This is a genomic window from Flavonifractor sp. An10, assembly GCF_002161215.1.
GTDB lineage: Bacteria > Bacillota > Clostridia > Oscillospirales > Oscillospiraceae > Flavonifractor > Flavonifractor avistercoris.
The window spans coordinates 294,829-321,605 of record NZ_NFMB01000003.1; the positions used below are offsets into that span (position 1 = coordinate 294,829).

The 26,777-nt window shown below is 65.9% G+C and carries 26 protein-coding genes; 11 read left to right on the plus strand and 15 right to left on the minus strand.

The window, feature by feature from the left end; all coding sequences use genetic code 11:
• Positions 1–10 precede the first annotated feature (10 nt).
• Both B5E42_RS19835 and B5E42_RS06685 read right to left on the minus strand, forming a co-directional pair.
• Positions 11–1,762 (minus strand): M56 family metallopeptidase, encoded by a 1,752-nt coding sequence (locus B5E42_RS19835; RefSeq protein ID WP_087237923.1) that lies wholly within the window; start codon positions 1,760–1,762, stop codon positions 11–13.
• A 2-nt stretch (positions 1,763–1,764) separates the two neighbouring features.
• Entirely contained in the window at positions 1,765–2,127 is a 363-nt protein-coding gene (locus B5E42_RS06685; RefSeq protein WP_087237925.1) for a BlaI/MecI/CopY family transcriptional regulator, read from the minus strand.
• 127 nt (positions 2,128–2,254) lie between these two features.
• On the opposite strand from B5E42_RS06685, the gene B5E42_RS06690 reads away from it, so the two are divergent.
• Entirely contained in the window at positions 2,255–2,707 is a 453-nt protein-coding gene (locus tag B5E42_RS06690; RefSeq protein ID WP_242967046.1) for a hypothetical protein, read from the plus strand.
• On the opposite strand, the gene B5E42_RS06695 is transcribed toward B5E42_RS06690, so the two are convergent.
• The 6 genes from B5E42_RS06695 to rd all read right to left on the minus strand — a co-directional run bounded on the left by B5E42_RS06695 (position 2,649) and on the right by rd (position 7,631).
• Entirely contained in the window at positions 2,649–3,242 is a 594-nt protein-coding gene (locus tag B5E42_RS06695; RefSeq protein WP_087237927.1) for a molybdenum cofactor guanylyltransferase, read from the minus strand. The genes B5E42_RS06690 and B5E42_RS06695 overlap by 59 nt on opposite strands.
• A 25-nt stretch (positions 3,243–3,267) precedes the next feature.
• On the minus strand, positions 3,268–4,677 hold the full coding sequence (cysS, locus tag B5E42_RS06700; protein ID WP_087238279.1) for a cysteine--tRNA ligase: 1,410 nt from the start codon (positions 4,675–4,677) through the stop codon (positions 3,268–3,270).
• Between the two features lie 5 nt (positions 4,678–4,682).
• Positions 4,683–5,333 carry a serine O-acetyltransferase EpsC gene (epsC, locus tag B5E42_RS06705; protein WP_204244391.1) on the minus strand — a complete coding sequence of 217 codons (651 nt, stop codon included), beginning with the start codon at positions 5,331–5,333 and terminating at the stop codon, positions 4,683–4,685.
• 322 nt (positions 5,334–5,655) lie between these two features.
• Positions 5,656–6,558, minus strand: a complete 903-nt coding sequence (locus tag B5E42_RS06710) for a DDE-type integrase/transposase/recombinase (RefSeq protein ID WP_242967013.1) — start codon at positions 6,556–6,558, stop codon at positions 5,656–5,658.
• Between the two features lie 271 nt (positions 6,559–6,829).
• Positions 6,830–7,285, minus strand: coding sequence for an IS200/IS605 family transposase (gene tnpA, locus B5E42_RS06715; RefSeq protein WP_141242463.1), 456 nt, complete (start codon positions 7,283–7,285; stop codon positions 6,830–6,832).
• 187 nt (positions 7,286–7,472) lie between these two features.
• Positions 7,473–7,631, minus strand: coding sequence for a rubredoxin (gene rd / locus B5E42_RS06720; protein ID WP_087237931.1), 159 nt, complete (start codon positions 7,629–7,631; stop codon positions 7,473–7,475).
• 130 nt (positions 7,632–7,761) lie between these two features.
• Between rd and dusB the strand changes: the two genes are divergently transcribed.
• From dusB to B5E42_RS06735, 3 genes are all read left to right on the plus strand, one after another.
• On the plus strand, positions 7,762–8,739 hold the full coding sequence (dusB, locus tag B5E42_RS06725) for a tRNA dihydrouridine synthase DusB (RefSeq protein WP_087237932.1): 978 nt from the start codon (positions 7,762–7,764) through the stop codon (positions 8,737–8,739).
• Positions 8,740–8,831: 92 nt separating this feature from the next.
• Complete coding sequence (locus tag B5E42_RS06730; protein WP_087237934.1) at positions 8,832–9,428, plus strand: sigma-70 family RNA polymerase sigma factor; 597 nt, start codon at positions 8,832–8,834, stop codon at positions 9,426–9,428.
• A gap of 32 nt (positions 9,429–9,460) precedes the next feature.
• Positions 9,461–10,363, plus strand: a complete 903-nt coding sequence (locus tag B5E42_RS06735) for an anti-sigma factor (RefSeq protein ID WP_087237936.1) — start codon at positions 9,461–9,463, stop codon at positions 10,361–10,363.
• Between the two features lie 43 nt (positions 10,364–10,406).
• Here the strand turns inward: B5E42_RS06735 and B5E42_RS06740 are convergent, their stop codons facing one another.
• The 4 genes from B5E42_RS06740 to B5E42_RS06755 form a co-directional block, all read right to left on the minus strand.
• Positions 10,407–11,033, minus strand: a complete 627-nt coding sequence (locus B5E42_RS06740; RefSeq protein WP_087237938.1) for a DUF4230 domain-containing protein — start codon at positions 11,031–11,033, stop codon at positions 10,407–10,409.
• Between the two features lie 45 nt (positions 11,034–11,078).
• Positions 11,079–11,459 carry a metallopeptidase family protein gene (locus B5E42_RS06745; RefSeq protein WP_087237940.1) on the minus strand — a complete coding sequence of 127 codons (381 nt, stop codon included), beginning with the start codon at positions 11,457–11,459 and terminating at the stop codon, positions 11,079–11,081.
• Positions 11,460–11,461: 2 nt separating this feature from the next.
• Positions 11,462–12,157, minus strand: a complete 696-nt coding sequence (locus B5E42_RS06750) for an aspartate/glutamate racemase family protein (RefSeq protein ID WP_087237942.1) — start codon at positions 12,155–12,157, stop codon at positions 11,462–11,464.
• 315 nt (positions 12,158–12,472) lie between these two features.
• Positions 12,473–14,638: a Tex family protein gene (locus B5E42_RS06755; protein ID WP_087237944.1), complete on the minus strand. Its 2,166-nt coding sequence runs from the start codon at positions 14,636–14,638 to the stop codon at positions 12,473–12,475.
• Positions 14,639–14,763: 125 nt separating this feature from the next.
• On the opposite strand from B5E42_RS06755, the gene B5E42_RS06760 reads away from it, so the two are divergent.
• From B5E42_RS06760 to B5E42_RS06790, 7 genes are all read left to right on the plus strand, one after another.
• Positions 14,764–15,270: an AAA family ATPase gene (locus B5E42_RS06760; RefSeq protein WP_204244388.1), complete on the plus strand. Its 507-nt coding sequence runs from the start codon at positions 14,764–14,766 to the stop codon at positions 15,268–15,270.
• Positions 15,267–16,220: a hypothetical protein gene (locus B5E42_RS06765; protein ID WP_087237947.1), complete on the plus strand. Its 954-nt coding sequence runs from the start codon at positions 15,267–15,269 to the stop codon at positions 16,218–16,220. The genes B5E42_RS06760 and B5E42_RS06765 overlap by 4 nt, the downstream gene beginning before the upstream one ends.
• A 93-nt stretch (positions 16,221–16,313) precedes the next feature.
• Complete coding sequence (locus B5E42_RS06770; protein WP_087237949.1) at positions 16,314–17,477, plus strand: cation diffusion facilitator family transporter; 1,164 nt, start codon at positions 16,314–16,316, stop codon at positions 17,475–17,477.
• Between the two features lie 107 nt (positions 17,478–17,584).
• On the plus strand, positions 17,585–18,280 hold the full coding sequence (locus tag B5E42_RS06775; RefSeq protein WP_087237951.1) for a response regulator transcription factor: 696 nt from the start codon (positions 17,585–17,587) through the stop codon (positions 18,278–18,280).
• Positions 18,277–19,734 carry a HAMP domain-containing sensor histidine kinase gene (locus B5E42_RS06780; protein ID WP_087237953.1) on the plus strand — a complete coding sequence of 486 codons (1,458 nt, stop codon included), beginning with the start codon at positions 18,277–18,279 and terminating at the stop codon, positions 19,732–19,734. The genes B5E42_RS06775 and B5E42_RS06780 overlap by 4 nt, the downstream gene beginning before the upstream one ends.
• A gap of 271 nt (positions 19,735–20,005) precedes the next feature.
• Complete coding sequence (locus B5E42_RS06785) at positions 20,006–21,244, plus strand: trypsin-like peptidase domain-containing protein (RefSeq protein ID WP_087237955.1); 1,239 nt, start codon at positions 20,006–20,008, stop codon at positions 21,242–21,244.
• Positions 21,245–21,428: 184 nt separating this feature from the next.
• Positions 21,429–22,586 (plus strand): amidohydrolase, encoded by a 1,158-nt coding sequence (locus B5E42_RS06790; RefSeq protein ID WP_087237957.1) that lies wholly within the window; start codon positions 21,429–21,431, stop codon positions 22,584–22,586.
• 92 nt (positions 22,587–22,678) lie between these two features.
• On the opposite strand, the gene B5E42_RS06795 is transcribed toward B5E42_RS06790, so the two are convergent.
• The 3 genes from B5E42_RS06795 to B5E42_RS06805 form a co-directional block, all read right to left on the minus strand.
• The gene (locus B5E42_RS06795; RefSeq protein WP_087237959.1) at positions 22,679–23,533 is read right to left on the minus strand and encodes a zinc dependent phospholipase C family protein; all 855 of its coding nucleotides are present in this window, start codon (positions 23,531–23,533) and stop codon (positions 22,679–22,681) included.
• Positions 23,534–23,628: 95 nt separating this feature from the next.
• Positions 23,629–25,773 (minus strand): polyphosphate kinase 1, encoded by a 2,145-nt coding sequence (gene ppk1 / locus B5E42_RS06800; protein ID WP_087237961.1) that lies wholly within the window; start codon positions 25,771–25,773, stop codon positions 23,629–23,631.
• Complete coding sequence (locus tag B5E42_RS06805) at positions 25,763–26,677, minus strand: hypothetical protein (RefSeq protein WP_087237963.1); 915 nt, start codon at positions 26,675–26,677, stop codon at positions 25,763–25,765. The genes ppk1 and B5E42_RS06805 overlap by 11 nt, the downstream gene beginning before the upstream one ends.
• Positions 26,678–26,777: the final 100 nt, after the last annotated feature.

The following is a 26,777-nucleotide window of genomic DNA, read 5'->3' on the forward strand; positions in this document are numbered from 1 at the left end:
CGGGGTATTTTCATGCGTCCCGGGCCGTGAAGGCGATGGCCCCTGTCACCTCCAGGGGAACGGTGGTGGTCTCCGCGTACCGGAGGTTCCTGGTGCTGCTCCGCACCACCACCCGGTAGCTGCCCGGCGGCAGATTCCGGAACACCCCCCGGGCGCTTCCGCCGGCAAACTCGGGCAGGTACTCCGTGCCGTCCTCCGCCGCCAGGCCCACCTGGACGGCCATGCTGCCCAGGCTCCAGGTGGTCTGGTAACAGAAGTCCGGGGCCTCCTCCGTCAGCACCACGGGCCGCTCCGACACGGCCTGCTCCCCGGGCTGGAGGACATAGGCGAAGCTGCCGGACGCCGTCCACTCCCCCGCCCCCGCCGGCACCTCCGCCGGTTCCCCGTCGGCGCGGAGGCGAAACAGCCAGCGGATGCTCTCCCCCTCCGGCCGGTCATAGCCCACCCCCAGCAGGGCGGCCCCCCGCCGGGTCTCCATCAGCAGATAGAGGGTTCCGTTCTGGTCGAAGGTGTCCAGCCGCCACATACGCGCCACCTGATCCATAGCCTCCTGGGCCCGGCAGGTGAGGGCGTCAAAGAGGGCGTACCGCCGCTCCCGGCTCCAGGAGATCTCCGTGAACTCCCCCAGGTATGTCCATTCGTCCTCTGACGGCGCTCTGCTCAGCAGCTCCCCCGTCCCGGTGACGCTGTATTGGGGCGCGGTTTCCTCCGTGTAGGAGAAGCTGTAGCGCTGATCGGCGTAGAGCATCTCCGCCGTCCGGTAGCTGCGCCCCATGGGATCGCCGGACGCGGGATTGACCGCCAGGGCCGCGATCACCAGGGCGGCGGCTGCGGCGCCCAGCGCCGCGAGCCACCGGGCGGGCTTCTTCCAGCGCAGCACGGTGCGGATGCGGTCTTTGGCATCCCCCGCCCCGAAGGCCAGGGGTGTGGCGGAGGAGGGCCGCCCGGCGGCCAGACGGAGGATGGACTGGGCGTATTCCGCCCGGATGTCCCCCGCCGTCCGGCGGAGCACCGCCTCGTCACAGGAGGCCTCCATGTCCCGACCCGCCAGGGTGAAGGCCACCCACACCAGGGGGTTGAACCAGTGGAGCGCCAGTGCCAGGAAGGCCAGCAGCTTCCACAGGTGATCCAGCCGTTTGATGTGGGTGCGCTCGTGGCGCAGGATATAGCCCCGCTCCCCCTCCCCCAGGCCGGAGGGCAGGTAGATCCGGGGCTTGAACAGCCCCATCACGAAGGGGGTGGAGATGTGGTCGGCCTGGTACACGTTCCCCTCCAGCCGCACCGCCCCCACCAGCCGCCGCCGGAGCCGCCGGTGGGAGATCGCCCCCCGCAGGAGCAGCACCGCCGCCCCGGCCAGCCACGCCGCCGCCAGCCACGGGAAGAGCACCTCCCCAGCCGTGGCGGGCGGTGAGACGCCGTCGGAGGCCGTGACCACATAGCCCCCGCTCTGGACGGGCAGCCCCGCCTCCACCGCCGCCTGAAACTCCGGGGTGTTGTCAAAGAACGTGGCCGTTGTGCCCACATAGTCGTCCGCCCAGCCCTCCACCAGGGCGGCGGCCGCCTCCGGGGCGGGCAGCGGGCTCACCGGGCCCTCCGGCGCCAGGGGGCACAGCAGACGGAAGAGCACCACCGCCCACAGCACGTAGGCGTATTTCCGGGGCGCCCCCGCCAGCCGCAGAACAGCCCGGGCCGCCAGCACCGCCAGGATCACCAGGCCCGCCGTCAGGCTCATCCGGAGCACGGTTGAAAACAGGCCGTCCATCCCTACTCCCCCCTCTGGGCGTCGATCAGGGCCTGGAGGGCCGCCACCTCCTCCTCCGTCAGCCGCTGCCGGGCGGAGAAGGCCGCCAGGAATTTTGGCAGGGAGCCGTCAAAGGCGTCGGCCACAAAGGCCGCGCTCTGCCCGGCGGCAAACTCCTCCCGGCTCAGAAGGGCCCTCACCGTGCCGTTGTCGTTGACAAACAGGCCCTTTTGGCACAGGCGCTTGAGCACGGTATAGGTGGTGGACTTCTTCCACCCCAGCTCCCCCTGGCACAGGCGCACCAGCTCCCCCGAGGGCAGGGGCGCGTTTGCCCAGATCAGGTCGGCGAAGCGGCGCTCCACCTCCCCCAGCCGGTAGTCCTCCATAGGAACACCTCCTTGGTCGATAGCTTGTAGACCTACGATCAGTCTATATATTGTAGACCGTTTTGTCAAGGGTTTTTCCACACATTTTCCGCTCCCCGTGGATAAACTGAGGCAGGGAGGTGGCGGAATGGAGGAAGAGGCGCTGAAGAGGCAGCTTTGCACGGTGGACGGGAGCCTGCTGTTCCTGGGCCTGCTGCTGCTGTCGGTGGGGCTGTCCTACTGGGGGGTGTCCCTCCAGCGGGAGGGGCTGTGCAGAACCCTCCGGAGCGATACAGAAGGGGCGGCAAACCTGCCGGAGGTGTTCCCCATCCGGCTGTGGGCCTCGGCCCTGGTGGTGGGGTGCCTGGGGTTTTTTCTCTGCCTGGCCGTCCGCACTGCGCGGGAGGCCGGAGACGGCGCGGGTGCGGCGTCCGCCCGCACCAACCTGCACGCCTCGGTGCTGGTGTTCCTGGCCGCCCTGCTGCGGCTGGACGATCTGCTGAAAAACGCCCCCCGCCCGGAGTGCCGGGCGGGGGGCGCGCTTACGCGCGGGGGTGAGCCAGCAGCTGCTGGTAGTCCTCCGGGGTATTCAGGTTGGTAAAGGCCCGGTCATCCACCCAGGCACCGGCGTCGAACCAGGTGCAGCGCAACTGGGAGAGGAGGCCCTGTACCCGGAACTCCCCCGCCGCCAGCTGCGCCTCCAGGGCGGGCAGGGCGGTGCGGGCGTAGATGCCGCACAGGGGGTGGCGGCGGCCGGTGCTGTCCACGCACACCAGGGCGTCGCACCCCTCCGGGAAGGCGTCCAGCATGGGTTGGGCCAGGGAGGCGGGCAGCAGGGGCAGATCGCAGGGGACGCAGAACAGGTAGGGCCAGCGGGAGGCGGACAGGGCGGCGTGGAGCCCCGCCAGGGGCCCGGCGCCCGCATAGCGGTCGGCCACGGCGGTGCCGGGGAAGCCCCGGGCCAGGGCCGGGTCGTTGGCGGAGAGATAGAGGTGGGGAAAGCCGTCCAGCGTGCCGGTCAGCCGCTGGAGAAAAGTGCGCCCCTCCAGGGGGAGCAGGGCCTTGCACCGGCCCATCCGGCTGGACTTTCCCCCCGCCAGGATCAGGGCCGCGCAGTCAGAACGGGAAATGGACATGTCTGCCTCCTATCCGCCGGGCGCGCTACACCCGCGTCCAGGTGGTGCCCTCCTTGGTGTCCTTGATCTCCACGCCCATGGATTTGAGCTGGTCGCGGATGGCGTCGGCGGTGCCCCAATCCTTGGCGCGCTTGGCCTCCAGCCGCTTGGCAATGAGGGCCTCGATCTCCTCGGCGCCCTCCACGGGGGCGGCCTGCTGCTCCTTCAGGGCGTCGGCCTTTTTCAGCAGATCCAGGCCCAGCACCTGGTCATAGCTGTCCAGGACGGCCCGCTTGGCGGCGTCGCTCAGGTCGGCCTTGAGCACGTCGTACAGGGCGGTGACGCCCAGGGAGGTGTTGAGATCGTTGCCCACCGCCTCCACAAAGCGGTCTTTGTATTCCTGGACGGCGGCCTGATCCACCTCGCCGTCGGTGCCCAGGGCGGCCACCCGGGCGATGAGCTTGTCGTAGGCGGCCCTGGCGTTGTCCAGGTTCTCCCAGGAGAACACCAGGCCCTTTCGGTAGTGGGACTGGAGGCAGAAGAAGCGGTACACCAGCGGGTCGTAGCCCTTCTCCTCCAGCAGGGAGACGGTGAGGAACTCGCCGCTGGACTTGCTCATCTTGCCGTGGCTGGTGTTCAGGTGGTGGACATGCATCCAGTACTTGCACCAGGGGTGGCCCAGGTAGGCCTCGGACTGGGCGATCTCGTTGGTGTGGTGGGGGAAGGCGTTGTCGATGCCGCCGCAGTGGATGTCCAGGTGCTCCCCCAGGTACTTCATGGAGATGCAGGAGCACTCGATGTGCCAGCCGGGATAGCCCACGCCCCAGGGGGAGTCCCACTTGAGGGCCTGATCCTCAAACTTGGACTTGGTGAACCAGAGGACGAAGTCGTTCTTGTTGCGCTTGTTGGCATCCTCCTCCACGCCCTCCCGGACGCCCACGGCCAGATCCTCCTCGTCGTGGTCGTTGAACACGTAGTATTTCTCCAGCTTGGAGGTGTCGAAGTACACGTTGCCGCCGGCGAAGTAGGCATAGCCCTTGTCCATCAGGGCGGAGATGACCTTGATATAGTCGTCGATCATGCCGGTGGCGGGCTGCACCACGTCGGGGTATTTGATGTTCAGCTTCTTGCAGTCGGAGAAGAAGGCGTCGGTGTAGAACTGGGCGATCTCCAGCACGCTCTTGTGCTCCCGCTTGGCGCCCTTGAGCATCTTGTCCTCGCCGGTGTCGGCGTCGGAGGCCAGGTGGCCCACGTCGGTGATGTTCATCACCCGCGTCACGTCGTAGCCGGCGTAGCGCAGCAGCTTCTCCAGCGCGTCCTCCATGATGTAGCTGCGCAGGTTGCCGATGTGGGCGAAGTGGTACACCGTGGGGCCGCAGGTGTACATGGACACCTTGCCCGGCTCATGGGGGATAAACTCCTCCTTCTTGTGGCTCGCGGAATTGTACAGATAGATGGTTTTCATAGATTCTGACTCCTTGCCTGTTCATCCAATAGTTGTTCCAGCCATTCCAGCCGGGAATTGAGGGCCTGCAGTTCCTTCTGCACCGGGTCGGTGACGTGGATCTGATCCACCTGGCCGGCATAGTCCACCTTCTCCCCGGCGATGCGCACCACCCGGGCGGGCACGCCCACGGCGGTGGCGTCGGAGGGGATCTCGCTGAGCACCACCGCGTTGGAGGCGATGCGGGAGTTGTCCCCCACCTTGAAGGGGCCCAGCACCTTGGCCCCGGCGGACACCATCACGTTGTTGCCCAGGGTGGGGTGGCGCTTCCCCTGATCCTTGCCGGTGCCGCCCAGGGTGACGCCGTGGTAGATCAGGCAGTCGTCGCCGATCTCCGCCGTCTCGCCGATGACGATACCCATGCCGTGGTCGATGACGAACCGGCGGCCGATCTTGGCCCCGGGGTGGATCTCGATGCCCGTCCAGAACCGGCTCCACTGGCTCACCAGCCGGGCCAGGAAGAACAGCCGGTGCCGGTAGAGGCAGTGGGCCAGCCGGTGGTACAGCGTGGCGTGCACGCCCGGATAGAGCAGGAAGATCTCCAGCCGGCTCCGGGCCGCAGGGTCGCGGGCCTGATAGGCCCGCAGGGTCTCTCCCAATCGTGTCAGTCCAAGCACCCCCCAGAATACAAAAGCGCCTCCCGTGCCCAAAGGCACGAGAGGCGACGTTGATCGCGGTTCCACTCTCATTTCTCACTCAGGGGCCGGTAACGGGGCCAGGCCGGGGGCCGTCGGCCCTCTGCGCTCCCGGACGCACATTCTCCAGTTACCCCCCGGGCCCGCTTTCAGCCGGTGACGGGCCCTCTCTGTCGGGTGCTCGCTGGATACTATTTCCGTTCCTCGCGCGATTCACTGTTCCAGTATATTATCACGTTCCATCCGATGTGTCAAGGCGGGCGCCGGGCCGCCCGGGTCGAAATGTGTAGGTTTGTCAAACATATTGGACAGTGAATTCGTTCGGAGAAAGCCAACTAAGCGGTCTCATAGGGAAGTTGTTGGAGCGGCGGTTGTGGGCAGCGAGCTGTCTGGCGAAGTCCTCCAGCGAGTAAAAGCTGCGGCAGGAATAGAAGCGTTTCTGATCCTCGCGGTGGCTGCGCTCCACTTTACCGTTGTGGCGAGGTGTATAGGGGCGGATGAGCTTGTGGCGGATACCCAGATGGGCGGCGGTGGTCTCAAACAAAGTAGGGAGATCCCGCTTGCTGCTGGAGAAACGATTGGTAAATTCAAAGCCATTATCCGTCTGGACGCATTCCACGCGGATTCCGCGGCGCGCATACCACTTGAACAACTTTTTCAGAAAATCCGCAGAGGAATAGGTGGACTGCTCCGGGTAGGCAGCCAGGAAGCGCAAGCGTGTGAACTCGTCAATAGCAGTGTATTGGTACAGGCGCAGCTCAGGGTCTGTGATACAGCGGCGGGGAACCACCTTCACATCTACCTGAACCCGCTGGCCGGGATAGGTCATCTGCTGGTAGGGCTTTGGCTTGTAGGCCGTTTTCTTCTCTTTAGGTGAGAACAGCCCCAGCTTTCTCATCACCCGGAACAGGCTCTCTGGGCGGCGGGTGTAGCCTCGCTGCCGCAGCCGGTGCCACAACTCCACCATACCCAGATTCGGATTGCGGCGGCGCATATCCCGGATCAGTTTTAGTTCTGCTTCTGTGTGCTGGTTTGGATGGCTGTGGGGCCGCCGGGACTGGCAAACCAGGGATTCTGCTCTGCCGTCCCAGCGTTTCTTCCAAAAGTAGATATACGACCGGCTTTTGTTATACTTCCGGCTTGCCCGGCTGACGCCGTATTTCTCCGCGTACTTCATCAGGGATTGCCGATATGCCATGTCCTGTGTTATACTCTTGCTCATGAAGGATATGGCCCCCTCTCGTCAAGTTGTTGTCTGCAACTCCAACTTTAACCGATGAGGCCTTATCCTTCATCCTTTTTTATTCTTCTGTCCAATATGTATTGTACTCCTACAGGCGCCGGGCCGCCCGGGTCGAAATGAACACATCCACCAGCGAAGCTGGTGGTTGTCACTGTGCGGGCATAGCCCTTTGTTCCTCGCGGACGCGTGCAACGCGTAATACGGTCTGCCAGCTGCGTGAGGACTGCTACTTGCCGCCCGTAAACGGGCCACTAGATGGAATTCTCAGTTGCTCTCCCATCTCGTCCTCTTTTAGCTGGTTCCTCACATACTCCGCAATTCGGCTCTCATTTTTCCCCACCGTATCCACGTAGTACCCTCTACACCAAAATTCCCGGTTTCGATACTTGTATTTCAACTCGCCGAATTGCTCATACAGCATTGTGCTGCTCTTCCCTTTCAGATACCCCATAAAGTGCGACACCGAGATTTTCGGCGGTATCTCTACAAACAAGTGAATATGGTTGGGGCACGCTTCCGCCTCTATGATTCTTACCCCTTTCCACTCGCACAGCCGCCGCAGTATCTTCCCTATTGCTGCTTTCTTTTCTTTGTAAAATACTTTCCTACGGTACTTCGGCGCAAATACAATATGATATTTGCAATTCCATCGCGTATGAGATAAACTATTGATGTCATTCAGTCCCATCTGAATGCCCTCCCTTTGCTATTCTTTGTGCAGTTGGCAGACCGCACTTTCATTATAGCAAAGGGAGTTTTTCTATCTTCTTTATCGCCATAGGCTTTTTTCTACCACTCGCCTAGCGAGTGGTTTTGGGATACAAAAAAGCCCCGGAGCGGTCTGTTCCGCTCCGGGGCCCGGTCTCGGCTTACTGCTTGGAGAAGTGCTCCTTCTTCACGCCGCACAGGGGGCACACCCAGGTGTCGGGCACCTGCTCCCAGGGGGTGCCGGGGGCCACGCCGTTGTCGGGATCGCCCTCGGCGGGGTCGTACACATAGCCGCAGATGTCGCAGACGTACTTATCCATCGTAAAAACTCCTTTTGTCTATATTGTTAGGATTGCCGGAACGCGGCCATTCCATACCTTGCCGAAGCGCCGTCTTTGTGGTATGATACGCTCAACCGCGCAAACTAGTTATATCACATCGGGGGATACCGTGAAAATAGGCAAAATCAACATAAATACAAGGCTGGCTTTGGCTCCCATGGCCGGAGTGACCGACCTGGGCTTCCGGACGGTGTGCCGGGAGCTGGGGGCGGGCTACACCGTCACCGAGATGGTCAGCGCCAAGGCCCTGTGCTATCAGGACAAAAAATCCATTCCCCTGCTCCAGCTGGGGGAGGGGGAGCACCCGGCGGCGGTGCAGCTCTTCGGCAGCGACCCGGCCTGCATGGAGCAGGCCGCCGGCATCGCCGCCGAGAAGTCGGGGGCGGACATCATCGACATCAACATGGGCTGCCCGGTGCCCAAGGTAGCCAACTCCGGCGACGGCTCGGGGCTGATGCGCACGCCGGAGCTGGCGGTGAAGGTGGCCGAGGCGGTGATCCGGGGGGCGGGGGGCCGCCCCGTCACCGTGAAATTCCGCCTGGGCTGGGACAAGGGCTCCATCAACTGTGTGGAGTTCGCCCAGGCCATGGAGGAGGCCGGGGTGGCCGCCGTGGCCGTCCACGGCCGCACCAAGGTGCAGATGTACGCCGGCCGGGCCAACTGGGACTACATCCGGGCGGTGAAGGAGGCGGTGAATATCCCCGTCATCGCCAACGGCGACGTGTTCGAGCCGGAGGACGCCCCCCATATCCTGAGATACACCGGGGCGGACATGGCCATGATCGGCCGGGGCTGCTTCGGCAACCCGTGGATCTTCCAGCGGGCCCAGGCCGCCCTGGAGGGGAAAGAGATTCCGCCCCTGCCGCCCCTGGCGGAGCGGTGCGACACGGCGGTGCGGCAGTTCCGCCTCTCCGCCGGGCAGAAGGGGGAGCACATCGCCTGCCTGGAGGCGCGGAAGCACTACGCCTGGTATCTCAAGGGCGTGCCCTACGCGGGCTATTACAAGGAACAGATCAGCAAAATCTCCACCCTGGAGGACATTGACCGCATCACCGCGGGCATCAAGCGGGATCTGAGAGATTCATAAGCGGCGCGTCAGGGATGCCGCGCCCTACAGGACGGAAAGACGGAATTCCTTCGAGAGTGCGGAGGGGCATCACACCGGGAGGTGAGAAAGGCGTGACAGAGGAACAGGGGCTGGTACAGCGGGCCCGTGCCGGGGACGAGGACGCCTTCGCCGCCCTGGTGGAGGCCAACCAGAAGCGCATCTACCACCTGACCCTGCGCATGACGGGCAACCCGGACGACGCGCTGGAGCTGAGCCAGGAGGCCTTTCTCAACGCCTGGCGGGGGCTGAAGAAATTCCAGGGGGAGAGCTCCTTCTCCACCTGGCTCTACCGGCTGGCCAGCAACGCGTGCATCGACTTCCTCCGGCGGGAGAAGCGGCGGGCGGGCCTGTCCATGACCGTCTCCCTGGACGATGAGGAGGAGGCCCGGCAGGCCGAGCTGCCCGACGAGCGGTACAGCCCCCACCGGCAGGCGGAGCAGCGGGAGCTGCGGGACACCCTGCGGGCGGGCCTGGCCGCGATGACGGAGGAGCACCGGCAGGTGCTGGTGCTGCGGGAGCTGGAGGGCCTGTCCTACGGGGAGATCGCCTCCCTGCTGGGCGTGGAGGAGGGCACCGTCAAGTCCCGCATCGCCCGGGCCCGGCTGGCCCTGCGGAACTATTTGACGAAACAGGGGAACTTTTTCGGAGAAACGCCGTCTAAAGGCTGACAGGCAAATCGGATGGAAAGGAGGGAGACGGCATGACGGACTGTGACAAGGCCCTGGAGCTCATCAGCGCCGGGCTGGACGGGGTGCTGACCCCGGAGGAGAAGGACTGGCTGGAGAAGCATCTGGAGCACTGCCCGGCATGCCGGGCGCTGGACGCCGACCTTGCGTCCCTGCACCAGCTCCTCCCCACCCTGGCACCCGAGCCCCCGGCGGAGCTGAAGGAACGGGTCATGGACGCGGTGCGGGCGGAAAAGACCGTCGCCTTCCCCGATCCGGCGCAGAAAAAGCCCCGTCTGCGGTGGAAGGCCTGGGTCTCCGTGGCGGCGGTGGCCGCCCTGGTCTTCCTCGGCGGACGGGCCGCCCTGCCCGCCCTGAACAGCGGCGGCACCTCCCTGCCCGCGACGGCAGACGCCCCCGCCGGGACGGAGCTTCCCGCGGCAGATGCCGCCCAGGCGCCGGAGGCCGCTCTCCAGGAGGCCCCTGCCGCGGAGGTTCCCGCCTCGAAAGCGCCCTCGGCGGAGACCCCTGCCGCACAGGCTCCTTCTGCGGAGCAGCCCTCTGGGGGAACCTCTTCCGCAGAGGCGGCCACTCCCCGGGCGGGCAGCAAAACCAGCGGCGGAACCGGCAGTACGGAGCGGATGGCGGAGCCCGGCGGCACCGCCCAGCCGAAGACGGATACGGCCGGCGGAGAGGCGGGGATCACCACCATGATGATCGATCCCGCCGCGGCCCAGCTGGACGAGGCCGGGGCGCTGGAGGCCCTGCTGTCCCACCTGGGCCTGACGGAGGCCGACGGGGCGGGCTTCTCCCCCCTGGGCCTCAGCGGGGACGGGACGGCCTGGCGCTTCCAGCGGACAGAGGACGGCACGGTCTACGCCGTCCCCCTGGACGGCGGGGAGATCACCCAGGAGCCGGCGGCAGAGCAGGCAGAATAAAAAATCCCGGTATGCGGCGCATACCGGGATTTTTTTGTACTTTTTATTGATCCACAAAACGGAGTGTGTACTGCGACAGGTCGTATTCCCCGGCGAAAAAGCCGGTGAGGATGGTCTCCGCGTTGGCCCGGGCGTTGTCCAGCAGGCCGTTGGCCACGGCGTTCTCCTGGGCCGACGCCTGGAGAGCCTTCATGGCCTCGTTGTTCTCCTCCAGGCTGATGCGGCGGAAGATGCTCTCGTTTTCCACATAGACCCGGAAGGAGTTCAGGTCGATCTCGCTGCTGAGAATCCGGATCTCCGGCAGGCGGACGGTGATGGTGTCCTCTCCCACCGTCCAGTCGATGTCCCCGAAGTCCAGGCCCGCCTTGATCACCACGTCGTAGCTGTAGACGTACTTACTCTGGGTAAAGGGGATGGTGAGGCCGAAGAGCTCCCGGGCGCCCTCGGTCACGTTCACCTCGGTGCAGTAAGCCGCCTGGGTGGCCAGCTCACCGATGTCCTCAAAGCCCAGCCTGGTGAGCTTGTTCCCGGACACCAGCACACTGCGCACCCCGACGCCCGCCCCGAACACGGCCGCGAGAATTGCTATCGTCAGAATGATTTTGACGGGAATGTACCGGAGAAAGCCCGGCCCTCCCCGGTGTTTGACCGCACCGCTCTGCTCCTGCATGGGCGTGCCTCCTTTTTCTTTCTCTCTGGGCAGGTGCGCCGGGCGTCACTCCTCCCGCTCGGCCCGGAACTCCTCCATGAACTGCTCGTCCTTGATCTCCAGGCCCCGCTCCCCGGCCCGGCCCTCGATATGGTGGGTGAACTCGTGGGCCAGGGTGGTGTACAGCTCGTCCTCCCAGTCCTCCTCCGTCCAGTCCTCCAGCCTGGCCAGGGCGGCGAAGGAGCCGTAGTAGAGGTTGATGTATTTGCCCATCATGTCGTTGCAGTACTCGCCCATGATGTAGAGCTCGCCGGGCTCCCCTTCGGGATCCTCCTTGGCCTCGGGCAGCAGGGAGATGCCCCCGTTGAGCTCCTCGTAAAACTCCGGCGGGAACTCCTCCGCCATCTCGTCCAGCAGATCGCCCGCCTGCTCAAAGCTGAGAATCACGGTTACTCCCCCTCCAGGGCCCGCTCCACCGCTGCGGCGGCGTGGAGCACGGTGGTGTCGAACAGGGGCACCCGGGTGTCCTCCGGCCTGAGCAGCAGGCCGATCTCGGTGCAGCCCAGAATGGCCGCCTGGGCCCCCTGGGCGGCCAGGGCCTCGGTGACGGCCTTGAACTTCTCCCGGGACTGGGGCAGAATTTTGCCCACGCACAGCTCGTCAAAGATGATGCGGTTGAGCTCCGCCCGGTCGCCGGCATCGGGTATGAGCACCTCAATCCCCGCCGAGGCCAGCTTGTCCTTGTAGAAGTCCTGCTCCATGGTGTACCGGGTGCCCAGCAGGGCGGCTTTGTGGATGCCCCTGGCCAGCAGGGCCCGGGCGGTCACCTCCCCGATGTGGAGCAGAGGCACGGAGATGTGGGCCTGCACGTCTCCGGCCACCTTGTGCATGGTGTTGGTGCAGATGAGGATGAAGTCCGCCCCGGCCCGCTCCAGCCCGGCGGCGGCCTGTCCCAGAATCTCGCCGCTGCGGGCCCAGTCGCCGCTGGACTGGCACTTCTCGATCTCGTCAAAGTCCACGCTGTGGAGCACGATTTTGGCGGAGTGGAGCCCGCCCAGCTTCTCCTTCACGGCCTCGTTGATGAGCTGGTAGTAGGTCACCGTGCTCTCCCAGCTCATGCCGCCCAATAGTCCGATGGTTTTCACGGAAAGCGCCTCCTTGGTGATTATGGTATGTCGAGGGGCGGGGCAGGCCCCCGCCCTGCAAGACCGCCCGCCGCGGCCCATTGCCCGGCTTTGCGGGCGACCGCAGGTCGCCCCTACTGGGGCTTCCTCATGGTGAGAGAAATCCGCTTCTTCTTTTCGTTATCCCCACGCGGCCCAGGCCGCGCGGGGGCCCCTTTATTTGACTCAAATCGCCCGAAATGAATTCGGGCGATTTCAAGGTTCCGGCCAGTCGGCCGGAACGCTTGGCGCGGCGTCAGCCGCGTCCCGTCTGCGGCGGATCCCACCGCCGCCTGTTCAGCCCTTGGGCTTCTTCATGGTGAGAGAAATCCGCTTCTTCTTTTCGTCTACCTCCAGCACCCAGACGGTGACGATATCCCCCACGGCGCACACCTCGGAGGGGTGGCGCACCCGCCGGGGGGCGCCCAGCTGGGAGATGTGCACCAGCCCGTCCTGGTGGACGCCGATGTCCACGAACACGCCGAAGTCGATCACGTTGCGCACCGTACCGGTGAGCTCCATACCCGGCTTGAGATCCTTCATCTCCAGCACGTCGGTACGCAGGATGGGCTTTGGCAGCTCGTCCCGGGGATCACGGCCGGGCTTCATCAGCTCGGCCACGATGTCCCGCAGGGTGGGCACGCCCACGCCGCAGGCCTGGGCGGCCTGCGCCTCGCCCTGCTCCTTCACCCGCTCCCGCAGGGCGCCGATGCCCCCGGCGGCCACGTCAGACAGGGAGTAGCCGCACAGGGAGAGCAGCTTTTCCGCCGCCTCATAGCTCTCCGGGTGGACGCCGGTGTGATCCAGCACGTTCTTGCTCTCCGGCACCCGCAGGAAGCCGGCGCACTGCTCAAAGGCCTTGGGGCCCAGCTTGGGCACCTTGAGCACCTGCCTCCGGGCGGTAAAGGCCCCATTCTCCTCCCGGTAGGCCACGATGTTTTTGGCGGTGGTGTTGTTCAGCCCCGCCACGTAGGACAGCAGGGGGGCGGAGGCGGTGTTCAGATCCACCCCCACGGCGTTGACGCAGTCCTCCACCACGCCGGAGAGGGTCTCGTCCAGCCGGGCCTGGGGCATGTCGTGCTGGTACTGGCCCACGCCGATGCTCTTGGGGTCGATCTTCACCAGCTCGGCCAGGGGATCCTGGAGCCTCCTGGCGATGGACACGGCGCTTCTCAGGTTCACGTCGAAGTCGGGGAACTCCTGGGCCGCCAGCTTGGAGGCGGAGTACACCGAGGCCCCCGCCTCGTTGACGATCATGTAGCTGACGCCGCCGCCCACCTGGCGGATGAGCTCCACCGTCATCTGCTCGGTCTCCCGGCTGGCGGTGCCGTTGCCGATGGCGATGTGGGCCACCCCGTGCTTTTTGATGAGCCGGGCGAGCACGTCGATGGCCTCCTGCTTTTTCCGCTCGCTGAAGGTGGGGTAGACCACCGCCGTGTCCAGCACCTTGCCGGTGCCGTCCACCACCGCCACCTTGCAGCCGTTGCGGTAGCCCGGATCCAGGCCCATGGTCACCTTGCCCTTCACCGGCGGCTGCATGAGCAGAGGCTTCAGGTTGAGGGCAAAGTTGTGGATGGCCCCCTCGTCGGCGTTTTCTGTCAGGAGATTGCGCATCTCCCGCTCCACCGAGGGGAAGATCAGCCGGTCGTAGGCGTCCTCGGCGGCGGCGCGGACAAAGGCCATGGCGGGGGCGCCGGGGCGGAGCACCGCCCGGCGGATGGGGATCAGGGCGGCCTCCCGATCCATCTCCACGCTTACCTTTAAGATCTCCTCCCGCTCGCCCCGGTTGATGGCCAGCACCTGGTGGCCCATGGCCCGGTTCAGGGGGGACTTGAAGTCGTAGTAGAGGCGGTACACCGTGTCCTCCGGCTCCTTGGCCGCGGCGGCGGAGACCAGATATCCCTTCCGCCACACCAGCTCCCGCAGACCCTTGCGGATGTCCGCGTCATCGGAGATCCACTCGGCGATGATGTCGCTGGCCCCCTGGAGGGCGTCCTCCACGCTCTCCACGCCCTTCTCGGCGTCCACATAGTCCACGGCGGCCTCCTCCGGGGCAGGGCCGTCCCCCTCCTGGGCGTAGAGCAGCTGGGCCAGGGGCTCCAGCCCCTTCTCGCGGGCCACAGTGGCCCGGGTGCGGCGCTTGGGTCTGTAGGGCCGGTAGAGATCCTCCACCTCCGCCAGGGTGGCGGCGGCGTCGATGGCGGCGGACAGCTCCTCGGTCAGCCTGCCCTGGCCCTCGATGGCGGACTTGACCTCCTCCCTCCGCTTGTCCAGGTTGCGCAGGTATTGCAGCCGGTCGGCCAGGGTGCGCAGGGCGGTGTCGTCCATGGCGCCGTGGAGCTCCTTGCGGTAGCGGGCGATGAAGGGGATGGTGTTGCCCTCGTCGATGAGGCGCACCACGTTCTCCACGTGCTCCGGAGACTTGTCCAGCTCCTTGGCCAGGATCTGTATGATGGGTTCCATAGGATGCTCCTTTGTTCAGATGAGATAGGAATATTTTACGCGATTTCAGGCCATAAGTCCAGCCGATTTCCTTGCGCTTTTGGTTCGCATATCGTAGAATATGGTCTGAGAGAGGGGGCGGGACGGTGAAAACCCTGTATCTGATCGGCGGGCCCATGGGCGTGGGCAAGACCGCCGCCGGGCAGGCGCTGAAACTGCTGCTGGACAACAGCGTGTTTCTGGACGGGGACTGGTGCTGGGACATGCACCCCTTCCGGGTGACGGAGGAGACCAAGGAGCTGGTGCTGGGCAACATCGCCCTTCTGCTGAACCGGTTCCTCCGCTGCTCCGCCTGCGACCACGTGATTCTGGCCTGGGTGCTCCACCGGCAGGAGGTTCTCGACGCCCTGCTGGAGCAGGTGGACACCGCCGGGTGTGCCGTGCGGCCCATCTCCCTGGTGTGCCGGCCGGAGGTGCTGCGCGCCCGCATCGGGGCGGACATCGCCGCCGGGCGGCGGGACGCCGGCGCGGCGGAGCGGGCCCTGGCCTACCTGCCCCTGTACCGGGAGCTGCATACCCGACACATCGACACCTCAGAGCTGACGCCGGAGCAGGCGGCCCGGCGGATTTTGGAAAGGAGCCAACGGACATGAATGAGCGGCTGAACGAGATCAACAGGGAGCTGAAGAAGCTGAACGAGGCCCTGGCCCGGCAGAGCCAGCTGGAGGCCCAGCTGAAGGATCTCCAGGAGCAGCGGGCGGAGCGGGAGCAGCGGGTGATGGACACCAGCCGCGTGTTCTGGGAGGAACAGGAGGACGTGGACAAGCTGGAGAAGGGGGGCCTGCGCTCCCTGCTGCTCTCCATCACCGGCGACAAGGAGGCCCGCCTGTCCCAGGAGCGGCGGGAGGCCCTGGCGGCCAAGCTCCAGTACGACCAGGCCCAGCGGGATCTGGAGGACATCGACGGGCGCATCAGAGCGGTGCTGGGGGAAAAGGACAGCCTGCGCATCGACCGCATCCGGCGGGACGCCCTGCTGGAGGAGAAGGGGGAGCTGCTCAAGCAGATGGGCGGGGAGGCCGGCGCCCGGCTCACCGAGCTGGATCAGCGGCTGGACGAGCTGGAGAGCCAGCGCCGTGAGGTGGGGGAGGCCATCTCCGCGGGCCGCTCGGCGGAGACGGCCCTGTCCTCCGTGCTGAACAGCCTGGACAGCGCCGAGGACTGGGGCACCTGGGACATGTTCGGCGGCGGCCTGCTGTCCACCATGGCCAAGCACGAGCACCTGGACGACGCCCAGGCGGGCATCGGCTACGCCCAGAACTGCCTGTCCCGGTTCCGTACCGAGCTGGCCGACGTGCAGCACATGGAGATCCCCCAGGTGCATATTGGGGAGTTCGCCACCTTCGCCGACTACTTCTTCGACGGCCTGTTTGCCGACTGGTACGTCCAGTCCCGCATCAACGACGCCCAGCGTGGGGTGGAGGCGGTGGACTCCCGGGTGTGTGAGGCCCTGAACCGCCTGCAGTGGATGGATCAGAACCTGGCGGGGGAGCAGCGGGGCCTGGAGGAGGAGCGGCAGAGGCTGCTCCGGGACGCGGGAGGCTGAGACCGCCGCCCTCCCTCCCCTTGACGGGGCGGCCCCGCCGTGGGATAATGTTAGGAAACCTGAATTTGATTTCCTGAATTTGGAGGATGCGGCATGGGACTGGTGCGGCTGTTCATCAAGGACTGCGACAATGTGACGGATCCGGCGGTGCGGGAGAGGTACGGCATCCTGTCCGGGACGGTGGGGATTGCGCTCAACCTGCTGCTGTCGGCGGGAAAGCTGTTCGCCGGGCTGATGACCGGCTCCATCTCCATCACGGCGGACGCCTTCAACAACCTGTCCGACGCGGGCTCGTCGGTGGTGACCCTGGTGGGCTTCAAACTGGCGGGGCAGAAGGCCGACGACGGCCACCCCTTCGGCCACGGCCGGATGGAGTATCTGGCCGGCCTGCTGGTGAGCCTGATGATCCTGCTGGTGGGGGTAGAGCTGGGCCGCTCCTCCATCGGCAAGATCCTCCACCCGGAGGCGGTGGACTTCTCCCTGGTGTCCACCGGCATCCTGGCGGCCTCCATCCTGGTGAAGCTGTGGATGGGGCAGTTCAACCGGGGCCTGGGGAGGAAAATCGGCTCGGCGGCCATGGCGGCCACCGCCGCCGACTCCCTCTCCGACGCGGTGGCCACCGCCGCCGTGCTGGCGGGCACCCTGGTGAACCGCTTCGCCCACGTGAACATCGACGGCTGGGTGGGCCTGGCGGTGGCGGTGTTCATCCTCCGCTCCGGTTGGGGGGCCGCCAAGGACACCATCAACCCCCTGCTGGGAGAGAGCCCCGATCCGGAGCTGGTGAAGCAGCTGCGCGACCTAGTGCTCTCCCATCCCCAGGTGGTGGGCATGCACGACCTGATCATCCACGACTACGGCCCCGGCCGGCGGCTGTGCTCCTTCCACGCAGAGGTGCCCCAGGACGCCGACATCCTGGACGCCCACGACGCCATCGACCACATCGAGCGGGAGATCAAGGAGAAATTCGGCATTGAGACCACGGTGCACATGGATCCCATCGCCACCGCCGACGAGAAGGTCAACCAGCTGCGGCGGCAGGTGGCCGACCTGGCCCGGGTGGTGGAGCCGGAGATGACCATCCACGACTTCCGGGTGGTGCGGGGCCCCACCCACACCAACGTGATCTTCGACGCGGTGGTGCCCCACAAGTGCCGCCTCACGGACGAGGAGGTGCTCCAGCGCCTGCGCCGGGCGGTGAGCGCCCTGGATCCCACCTATCAGGCGGTGATCCAGATCGACCGCGCCTATGTGGAGTAGGCGGGCGCCGCTTTTACAAAATATTCATCCATGCCGGGCCGAAGGGCTGTATAATAGGGACTCAGGAATGATTCCGCCGGGAATCGCATAGAAAAGGACGGTGCGCTATGGCGAAAAAGGTTCTGATTGTGGAGGACGACACCAATATTGCGGAGCTGCTCCACCTCTATCTGGAGAAGGAGGGCTTTGAGACGGTGGTAGCCAACGACGGCGGCAAGGGCGTGGAGCTGTTCCGCTCCTTCCACCCCGACCTGGTGCTGCTGGACATCATGCTGCCGGTGATGGACGGCTGGTCGGTGCTCAAGAAGATCCGGGAGAGCGACAAGACCCCGGTGATCATGCTCACCGCCAAGGGGGAGACCCAGGACAAGGTGGCCGGCCTGGAGGGGGGCGCCGACGACTACATCGTCAAGCCCTTCGAGATGAAGGAGGTGCTGGCCCGCATCCACGCGGTGCTCCGCCGCTTCGGCGGGGACGAGAACGGCACCGGGGAGAAGAAGCTCTCCTTCGACAAGCTGGTAATCAACCTGGACTCCTACGAGCTGCTGGTGGACGGCAAACGGGTGGATACGCCCCCCAAGGAGCTGGAGCTGCTCTACCACCTGGCCGCCTCCCCCAACCGGGTGTTCACCCGCAACCAGCTGCTGGACGAGGTGTGGGGCTTTGACTACTTCGGCGACTCCCGGACGGTGGACGTGCACATCAAGCGCCTGCGGGAGAAGCTGGAGGGCGTCAGCGACCAGTGGAGCCTCAAGACCGTCTGGGGCGTGGGCTATAAGTTCGAGGTCGTGAGTCCCCAATGAAAAGCCTGTACGGCCGGCAGTTCCTGCTGACGGCGGGGATGATTCTCATCTCCTTTGCCCTGCTGGGCACCTCCTTCATCGCCCTGACCTACCGCTACACCATCCAGGACACCCGGGATTCCATGGAGCGCAACGTGGGACGGGTGGCGTCCTTCACGGCGGATGCCCAGCTCCGGGGCATCGGCCTGCAGAACGCTGTGTACCAGAGCTATATTGCCAACATCGCCGAGATCTCCGGCGCGGTGGTGGTCATCACGGAGGCCGACGGTTCCCTGGTGCTCTATGCCGACGGCACCGGGGACGGCGGCAAGGCCGACCAGTCCGCGGGGCAGGTGCCCCAGTCGGTGACCGACACGGTGTTGAAGGCCGGCAGCTACAGCGGCATGAGCACGTTGGGCGGCATGTTCCCGGAACGGCGCTTTGTGGCGGGCACACCCATCACGGCCACCACCACCGGCGCCCTCACCGGCCAGAGCCAGCAGATTGTGATGGGGGTGGCCTATATGGTGGCCAAGACCTCCGACATCACCGAGCTGTGGCAGGCCTTTATCTCCATCTTCTTCTTCACCGCCGTGGTGGTGCTGTGCATCTCCTTCATCACCAGCTCCATCACCTCCCTGCGCCTGACCAACCCTCTGAAAGAGATCGCCGAGGCCACCCGGAAGTTCGGCCACGGGGAGTACGAGGCCCGGGTGCGGGGCTATGAGAGGCGCAGGGACGAGGTGGGAGAGCTGGCCGAGGCCTTCAACGCCATGGCCGACTCCATCGCCAAGAGCGAGGAGAAGCGTAGCGAGTTCGTGGCCAACATCTCCCACGAGCTCAAGACCCCCATGACCACCATCGCCGGCTTCTCCGACGGCATCCTGGACGGCACCATCCCGCCGGACAAGGAGCGGGCGGCCCTCCAGACCATCTCCTCCGAGACGAGGAGGCTGTCCCGCCTGGTGCGGCGGATGCTGGACCTGTCCCGGCTCCAGTCGGCGGAGAACATCACCGCCCAGGAGCAGTTCGACGTGTCCGAGGTGATGCTGCGGGTGCTGGTGAGCCTGGAGAACAAGATCAACGCCCGCCATCTGGATGTGGACACCCAGCTGCCCGACGGGGCGGTGGAGGTGTGGGGGGATCCCGACGCCATCACACAGGTGTGCTACAACCTGCTGGACAACGCCATCAAGTTCTCCGACGAGGGGAGCACCATGGGCATCTCCATCACCACCAAGGGGGGCAAGGCCCACGTGGCGGTGCGCAACCAGGGGCAGACCATCCCCCCCGACGAGCTGGCCATGATCTTCGACCGCTTCCACAAGAGCGACAAGTCCCGCAGCGTGGATCGGGACGGGGTGGGCCTGGGCCTGTATATCGTCAAGACCATCCTCAACAACCACAAGGAAAACATCAGCGTCACCAGCCAGGACGGCGTCACCGAGTTTGTGTTCACCCTGACCCTGGCATAAGTCGAAAAAGCGGCGATGCCGCTTTTTCGAGGAGGGCTGCGGCCCCCTGCGCGCAAGGTCTGGCCGCCTGTGGCGGTCAGACCTCACACTGTGGGGCCGGGAGGTGTTTTTCCCGATGCGCATGTCACCGGGAAAAACGATTTGGATTTGATTCCGCCGTCTCCGGACGGCAGAACTCTGCGAGGCCCCCCGGGAAGCAGCCTCTGGCACCATAGAAGAGCCGGATTCGTTACGCCGGCACAAGTCGAAAAACGGCGAAAAGGAGGCCCCTATGCGCGGCTATTATTACGACCAGCAGGCGGGGGCCCCATCTCCCCCGCCCCGCACCCCGCCGCCGCCCCGGCGGCCCGGACGGCGGCGGGGCGGCCTGGCGGCCGTCCTGCTGATGCTCCTGTTCAGCGCCCTGCTGGTGGGGGCCGGAGCTCTGCTGGGCCTGTGGGAGGGCTCCGCGCCGGAGGCCCTCTTCCGGGATGAGCCCAGCTTCCGCGCCCCCTATTCCCAGGAGACGGAGGTGCCTCAGCCGGCGGAGACCACCGTGGAGCGGGCCCCCACCGGGGACGGCACCACCCTCACCATCTCCCCCCTGCCCGACGGGGAGGCCCACAGCCTCCAGGAGATCTATCAGGAGTGCATCGACTCCATCGTCAGCATCCGGGGCTATCTGGACAGCGGCATGAATCTGGGCACCGGCGTCATCCTGTCCGCGGACGGGTACATCATCACCAACTCCCACGTGATTGAGGGCAGCAGCCGGCTGGAGGTGGTGCTCCAGGACGAGCGGGTGTTCGACGCCCTGCTGGTGGGGCGGGACGTTCCCAGCGATCTGGCGGTGCTGAAAATCGACTGTGACGGGCTCTCCCCCGCCCAGTTTGGGGACTCCTCCCTGCTGGTGGTGGGGGATCCGGTGGTGGCCATCGGCAACCCCCTGGGGGAGGAGCTGCGGGGCACCATGACCGACGGCATCATCTCCGCCATCAACCGGGACGTGAATGTGGACGGGTACACCATGTCCCTGCTCCAGACCACGGCGGCCCTGAACTCGGGCAACTCCGGCGGCGCGCTGATCAACGACCACGGCCAGGTGGTGGGCATCACCAACCTGAAAATGGAGGGCTATGACAGCACGGTGGAGGGCCTGGGCTTCGCCATCCCCACCACCACGGTGAAGGAGGTGGTGGACGCCCTCATCGCATATGGTCAGGTGGAGAACCGCCCCACCATCGGCATCACCGGCTACACGGTGACGGCGGAGATGGCCGCCGGCTTCGACGGCCCCCAGGGCGTGGCGGTGCAGACCGTGCGGGAGGGCTCCGACGCCCAGATGCAGGGCATCCTCCCCGGCGACATCATCGTGGAGGCCAATGGGGAGACCATCACCACCATGGAGCAGCTCCAGGCCCTCAAGGACAGCATGTCCGTGGGGGATGTGCTCTCCCTGCGCATCTGGCGCTCCGGCCACTATCTGGAGCGGGATGTGACCCTGGTGGATCAGTACACCCTGGACGAATAGCCCCCCGCGGGAAAAAGAAGGGGCGCCCCCTCGGGGGCGCCCAAGTCAGAGATGTGTGCGGGAGAATGGAATTTGCAGGGGTAATTGGACTCACACTCGCCTATTGGATAAGCTGTGAGGTAACTATACCGCATTTTCCATAAATTGTCAAACAGAACTTTTGTCGAAAGAGAGGAAACGGCCCATGCTCATTCAAAACGGGGTGGTACACCCCATGGACGCCCCGATGATCCCCCGGGGCTTTGTGCTGCTGGAGGGGGACAAGATCGCCGCCGTGGGGCCCATGGAGGCCCTGCCCGCCGGATACAGCGGTGAGGTGCTGGACGCGGAGGGGGGGCACATCCTCCCCGGCTTCATCGACGCCCACTGCCACCTGGGCCTGTTCGGGGACGCCCTGGGCTTTGAGGCCGACGACGGCAACGAGTCCACCGACCCCTGCACCCCCCAGCTGCGGGCCGTCGACGGGGTGAACCCCCTGGATCGGGGCTTCCGGGAGGCCCGGGAGGGGGGCGTGACCACGGTGCTCACCGGCCCCGGCTCCGCCAACCCCATCGCCGGGCAGTTTGCCGCCCTCAAGACCGACGGCCGCTGGGTGGACGAGATGGTGGTCAAGGCCCCCATTGCCATGAAATTCGCCCTGGGGGAGAACCCCAAGTCGGTGTACAACGACCGGAAGGAGACCCCGGTGACCCGCATGGCCACAGCGGCCATCATCCGGGAGAACCTGGCCAAGGCCCAGGAGTACCAGGACAAGCAGTCCAAGGCGGAGGAGGATCCCGACGAGGACGTGCCCGACTACGACGCCAAGCTGGAGGCCCTGGCCCCCGTGGCCACCGGCGCCCTGCCCGCCCACTTCCACGCCCACCGGGCCGACGACATCGCCACCGCCGTGCGCATCAGCGGGGAGTTCGGCCTGAAGCTGGTGGTGGTTCACGGCACCGAGGGCTATCTGGTGCCCGAGCTGCTGGCTCAGGCCAATGTGCCGGTGATCACCGGCCCGTGCCTCACCGACCGCTCCAAGCCGGAGCTGGTGGGCCAGACCCTGTCCAACCCCGCCAGGCTCCGCGCCGCCGGGGTGAAGGTGGCCATCTGCACCGACCACCCGGAGACCCCCATCCAGTACCTCCCCCTCTGCGCCGCCATGGCGGTGCGGGGCGGCATGGAGCCGGAGGACGCCCTGGCCGCCATCACCCGGGACGCCGCCGAGATCGCCGGCATCTCCAAGCGGGTGGGCACCCTCACCCCCGGCAAGGACGCCGACGTGGTGGTCACCAGCGGCCACCCCTTCGACTGGAACGGGGAGATCCGGGCCGTGTTCCTCAGCGGGAAGCGGGTCAGATAGGCTGACCGCTTCCGCCCGGCGGAATCAAAAACCGGCAGGCACTTTCGTGCCTGCCGGTTTTTCGGCGTTTCCGCCTGCGGCTCTGCTGTCCGTTAAGTAACCGTGAGATGCCTGGTTCGTCCGGAGGGCCAGGAGATGCGCTGCGTGGGGCGGGGCGGGTTGCCCTTGAAGTCCCGGTCAAACCAGTGGGGGACGGTGGTCTCCTCCTCGATGGCGCGGAAGAAGGCGGTGAGCTGCTCCGCCGTCTCCGGGACGGCGGCCTCCAGCAGCTGATCCAGATCCGCGTTGCTCTCCGCCGCGGAGGGGTGGGGCTCCTCCTTCAGGGCGATGCCCTTGGCGGAGGGGATGGGCAGCATATGGCTCACCGCGCCGATCACCTTGCCCCGCACCCGCCCGTTGGAGCGGGCCAGGAAGCTGGAGTAGAAATTCATGGAGCGGTAGGCCCGGCGCATCTGCTCCGGGGAGGCGTGGACAAAGGCCATGGAGGCCGCCTCCCAAACCGCCCTGTCCGCCGGGCTGTCCGGCAGGTGGGCCTTTTCCGAGGCGTCCAGGCCGTCCCGCTCCATGAGCATGCGGTCGTACTCCCCCTCGATGGCCATGTGGGAGATGGGGCCGTCGGCGGCCCGGCTGTCCACATAGCCGTGACAGGCGCTGTCCAGGGCCAGGTGGCAGAGGAAGCCCGCCCCATAGCCGGCGGCCATGGGCACGCCGTCCTCAATGGCCTGGCGGAGCCGCTCCGCCGCGGGCAGGGCGGAGGCCCGGTGCATGCGCACCCCCTCCCGCCGCACCCCGTTGGGCCGGATGGGGTGGTAGAAGAACAGGGGATCCGGGCCCAGGCAGCCCAGGTGGAAGGCCGCCTCCTCCCTTCCGATGCGTCCGGCCAGCTCCCGGGGCAGCTCCTCCAGGACTTTATCGCCGAATTTCAGGTGCGCGTAATAATTGGGCATGGTTGCGTAGTTGCCTCCTTGTGCGTCCGCAGGGATTTACTCACTACCCACATTATAGCACACAGATCAAGGGGAGGAAGCGGAAATTTTACAATTTACCGGCGGAAGCGGCCCAGCAGGCGGCCCAGCAGGCCGTTCCGGCTCTCCGGGACTGGGGCGGGCCGGGCGGCGGCGGAGGCGGCCTCCAGCTCCGCCTCCTCCATGAGGGCGGCCTGGGCGTCCACCGCAGGGGCCCCCTCGACCCGGGGCACCGGAGTATAGGTGCCCTCCACCCCCAGGTTGCGGGCCTTCACGTTGTCGGAGCAGTAGAGCTCCACATAGTGCTTGATCTGCCGGCGCACGGCGGGGTCGGTGACGGGGCAGGCGATCTCCACCCGCCGCTCGGTGTTCCGGGTCATGAGGTCGGCCGAGCCGATGTACACGCTGGTCTCCGCCCCCGCGCCGAAGGCGTAGATGCGGGGATGCTCCAGGAAGCGGCCCACCACGGAGAACACCCGGATATGGTCGGTGAGCCCCGGCACCCCCGGCCGCAGGCAGCAGATGCCCCGCACGTTGAGGGTGATGGGCACGCCGGCCTGGCTGGCCTGGGCCAGCTTGTCGATGAGCTGCCGGTCGGTGACCGAGTTGACCTTGATGAAGATGCGGGCCTTCTCCCCCCTTCTGGCCTTCTCAATCTCCCCGTCCATCAGCTCCAGCAGCCGGGGCTTGAGGGAGTGGGGGGCCACCAGCAGCTGCTGGTACTCCCCGTCCAGGTTGGAGGTGGACATGTTCTGGAAGAAGGCCGCCGCGTCGGCCCCGATGGCGGGGCTGGCGGTCATGAGGCAGAAGTCGGTGTACAGCCTGGCGGTCTTTTCGTTGTAGTTGCCGGTGCCGATCTGGGTGATGTGCTGGATGCGGCCCTTCTCCCGGCGGGTGATCAGGCAGATCTTGGAGTGAACCTTGTAGTGCTCAAAGCCGTAGAGGATGGTGCACCCCGCCTCCTCCAGCCGCTGGGCCCAGGCGATGTTGGCCTGCTCGTCAAAGCGGGCCCGCAGCTCCATGAGCACCGTCACGTCCTTGCCGTTCTCGGCGGCGGCGGCCAGGTACTCCACCAGCTTGGCGGTGGAGGCCAGGCGGTAGATGGTGATCTTGATGGACAGCACGCTGGGGTCGTTGGCCGCCTCCTTCACCAGGCGGAGGAAGGGTTCCATGGAGTGGTAGGGGTAGAACAGCAGGGCGTCCCGCCGGAGAATCTGGGGGATCATCTTCTCCCCCTTGTGGAGCCAGGCCGGCCACTGGGGGGTGTACTTGGGGTAGCACAGGGCAGCGGCGCTCTCCGGGGGCAGCTTCCCCTCCAGGGCGTAGACGTAACCCATGGACAGGGGCGCCTTGGAGACGAACACGTAGTCCCGGGTCAGCTCCAGCCTGGGGCACAGGTAGTCCAGCAGCTCGTCGGAGGGGCTGCCCTGCACCTCCAGCCGCACCGGCGCCAGGCGGGAGCGCTTTTTCAGCACCTTGAGCATGTGGGCCCGGAAATCCTCCCCCACGTCGTAGTCCTCGTCCTCGGGGCTGATATCGGCGTTGCGGGTGACGGCGATGACGTGCTTCTCCTCCACCTGGTAGTTGTCAAAGAGGGTGTCGGCAAAGGCCATGATGATCTGCTCGGTGAGCAGGTAGCGCAGCCCCCGCTCCTCCAGCTGGTAAAAGGCGGGCAGGGCCCGGGGTATGGGCACCAGGCCGAAGCGCCGCTCGCCCCCCTGCCGCAGGGTGAGCACCACCGTCAGGCTCTTGGAGGGCAGGTGGGGAAAGGGGTGGTGGATATCCACCACCAGGGGGGAGAGGACGGGGGCGGCGTAGTCCTTGAACCACCGCTCCACCTGCTTGCGCTCCTTGCCGTCCAGTTCGTCCACCGTCAGGGAGCAGATGTTGCAGGCCCGCAGCCGCTTCTCCAGCTGGGAGACGATCTTGTCCCGCTGCTTGTACAGGGCGGGCACCGCCTTGCAGATGGCCTGGAGCTGCTCTGCGGGGGTGAGGCCGCTCTTGCTGTCCACATGGTGCTCCTTGGACAGGGCCATGTCGGAGATGGAGCCCACCCGGATCATGAAGAACTCGTCCAGGTTGCTGGTAAAGATGGCGGCGAATTTCAGCCGCTCGAACAGGGGGACGGTCTCGTCCCTGGCCTCGGCGAGCACCCGCTCGTCAAACCGCAGCCAGGACAGCTCCCGCTCCTGGGTGTACCGGGTATCCACTTCATTCGTCATGATTTTCCACTCCCATCACACGCTGGAGCAGGTAGCCCTCCCGCACGCCGCAGGCGCTGACCGAGATGGTCTCCACCCCATAGCTCTTCACCACCGCATTGAGGATCACCAGGCCGGGCAGGATGGTGTGCACCCGGTCGGGGGCGGTGCGGAGAATCTGCCGCAGGGTGCCCTGATCCCCCTTTTTCAGCTCCTTGTAGAGGCTCCGCAGCTCCTCCGCCGGAATCACCCGGTTGGCCGGATCCGCGCCGGAGCAGGCATTATACAGCTTGGCCGCCGCCCGGATGGTGCCGCCCACGCCCGTCAGATGGGCGCAGTGCACCCCGGCGGTGCGGGCCCGCTCCAGCTCGCTCTCCACCCGGTTCCGCAGGGCCCGCCGCTCCTCCCTGGTGGGGAACAGGCCGGAGACATAGTCGGTAAACAGGGACAGGGAGCCCATGGGCAGGCTGCACCCGGAGGTGATGGCGCAGTTCTCATAGGCCACCAACTCGGTGGAGCCGCCGCCGATATCAGCCAGCAGGCCGGCCGCCGGAGCGCCGCCCCCCACCGTGGCCCCCAGGAAGGACAGGGCCGCCTCGTCCGCGCCGGAGAGCACTTCCACCCCCACGCCGGTGACCGCCCGGATGGTGTCCAGGGCCTCCTCGGTGTTGACGATGTTGCGCAGGGGCGCCGTACCGAATACGTGGAGCTCCTTGATGTCAAAGTTGTCCAGCAGGGCCTTGTACCCCGCCAGCACCCGGCAGGCCACCAGGATGCCGCTGTCGGAGAGCACGCCCTCCTTAATATATCCGGCCAGGCCGGCCATCTCCTTCTTGTTCATCAGCAGCTTGAAGCGCCGCCCCTCCCAGTGGTAGATGGACAGGCGCATGGTGTTGGAGCCCACGTCCACAATTCCGCATTTCATGGTTGCACACCTCACAGTTCAAGTCCTTATAGTTTATACGCTTTGCGCCGAAACCGCAACGGATTTTACCAAAGCTTTACGACAAAACCCGCCCTTTTCT

Coding starts and splice junctions, on each gene's coding strand:
- B5E42_RS06775 (WP_087237951.1), top strand. CDS start 17,585: ATGGCGAAAAAGGTTCTGATTGTGGAGGACGACACCAATATTGCGGAG.
- B5E42_RS06695 (WP_087237927.1), bottom strand. CDS start 3,242: ATGTCCATTTCCCGTTCTGACTGCGCGGCCCTGATCCTGGCGGGGGGA.
- B5E42_RS06790 (WP_087237957.1), top strand. CDS start 21,429: ATGCTCATTCAAAACGGGGTGGTACACCCCATGGACGCCCCGATGATC.
- B5E42_RS06770 (WP_087237949.1), top strand. CDS start 16,314: ATGGGACTGGTGCGGCTGTTCATCAAGGACTGCGACAATGTGACGGAT.
- B5E42_RS06785 (WP_087237955.1), top strand. CDS start 20,006: ATGCGCGGCTATTATTACGACCAGCAGGCGGGGGCCCCATCTCCCCCG.
- B5E42_RS06710 (WP_242967013.1), bottom strand. CDS start 6,558: ATGGCATATCGGCAATCCCTGATGAAGTACGCGGAGAAATACGGCGTC.
- B5E42_RS06805 (WP_087237963.1), bottom strand. CDS start 26,677: ATGAAATGCGGAATTGTGGACGTGGGCTCCAACACCATGCGCCTGTCC.
- ppk1 (WP_087237961.1), bottom strand. CDS start 25,773: ATGACGAATGAAGTGGATACCCGGTACACCCAGGAGCGGGAGCTGTCC.
- B5E42_RS06780 (WP_087237953.1), top strand. CDS start 18,277: ATGAAAAGCCTGTACGGCCGGCAGTTCCTGCTGACGGCGGGGATGATT.
- B5E42_RS06795 (WP_087237959.1), bottom strand. CDS start 23,533: ATGCCCAATTATTACGCGCACCTGAAATTCGGCGATAAAGTCCTGGAG.
- rd (WP_087237931.1), bottom strand. CDS start 7,631: ATGGATAAGTACGTCTGCGACATCTGCGGCTATGTGTACGACCCCGCC.
- B5E42_RS06755 (WP_087237944.1), bottom strand. CDS start 14,638: ATGGAACCCATCATACAGATCCTGGCCAAGGAGCTGGACAAGTCTCCG.
- B5E42_RS19835 (WP_087237923.1), bottom strand. CDS start 1,762: ATGGACGGCCTGTTTTCAACCGTGCTCCGGATGAGCCTGACGGCGGGC.
- B5E42_RS06735 (WP_087237936.1), top strand. CDS start 9,461: ATGACGGACTGTGACAAGGCCCTGGAGCTCATCAGCGCCGGGCTGGAC.
- B5E42_RS06690 (WP_242967046.1), top strand. CDS start 2,255: ATGGAGGAAGAGGCGCTGAAGAGGCAGCTTTGCACGGTGGACGGGAGC.
- B5E42_RS06765 (WP_087237947.1), top strand. CDS start 15,267: ATGAATGAGCGGCTGAACGAGATCAACAGGGAGCTGAAGAAGCTGAAC.
- B5E42_RS06685 (WP_087237925.1), bottom strand. CDS start 2,127: ATGGAGGACTACCGGCTGGGGGAGGTGGAGCGCCGCTTCGCCGACCTG.
- B5E42_RS06740 (WP_087237938.1), bottom strand. CDS start 11,033: ATGCAGGAGCAGAGCGGTGCGGTCAAACACCGGGGAGGGCCGGGCTTT.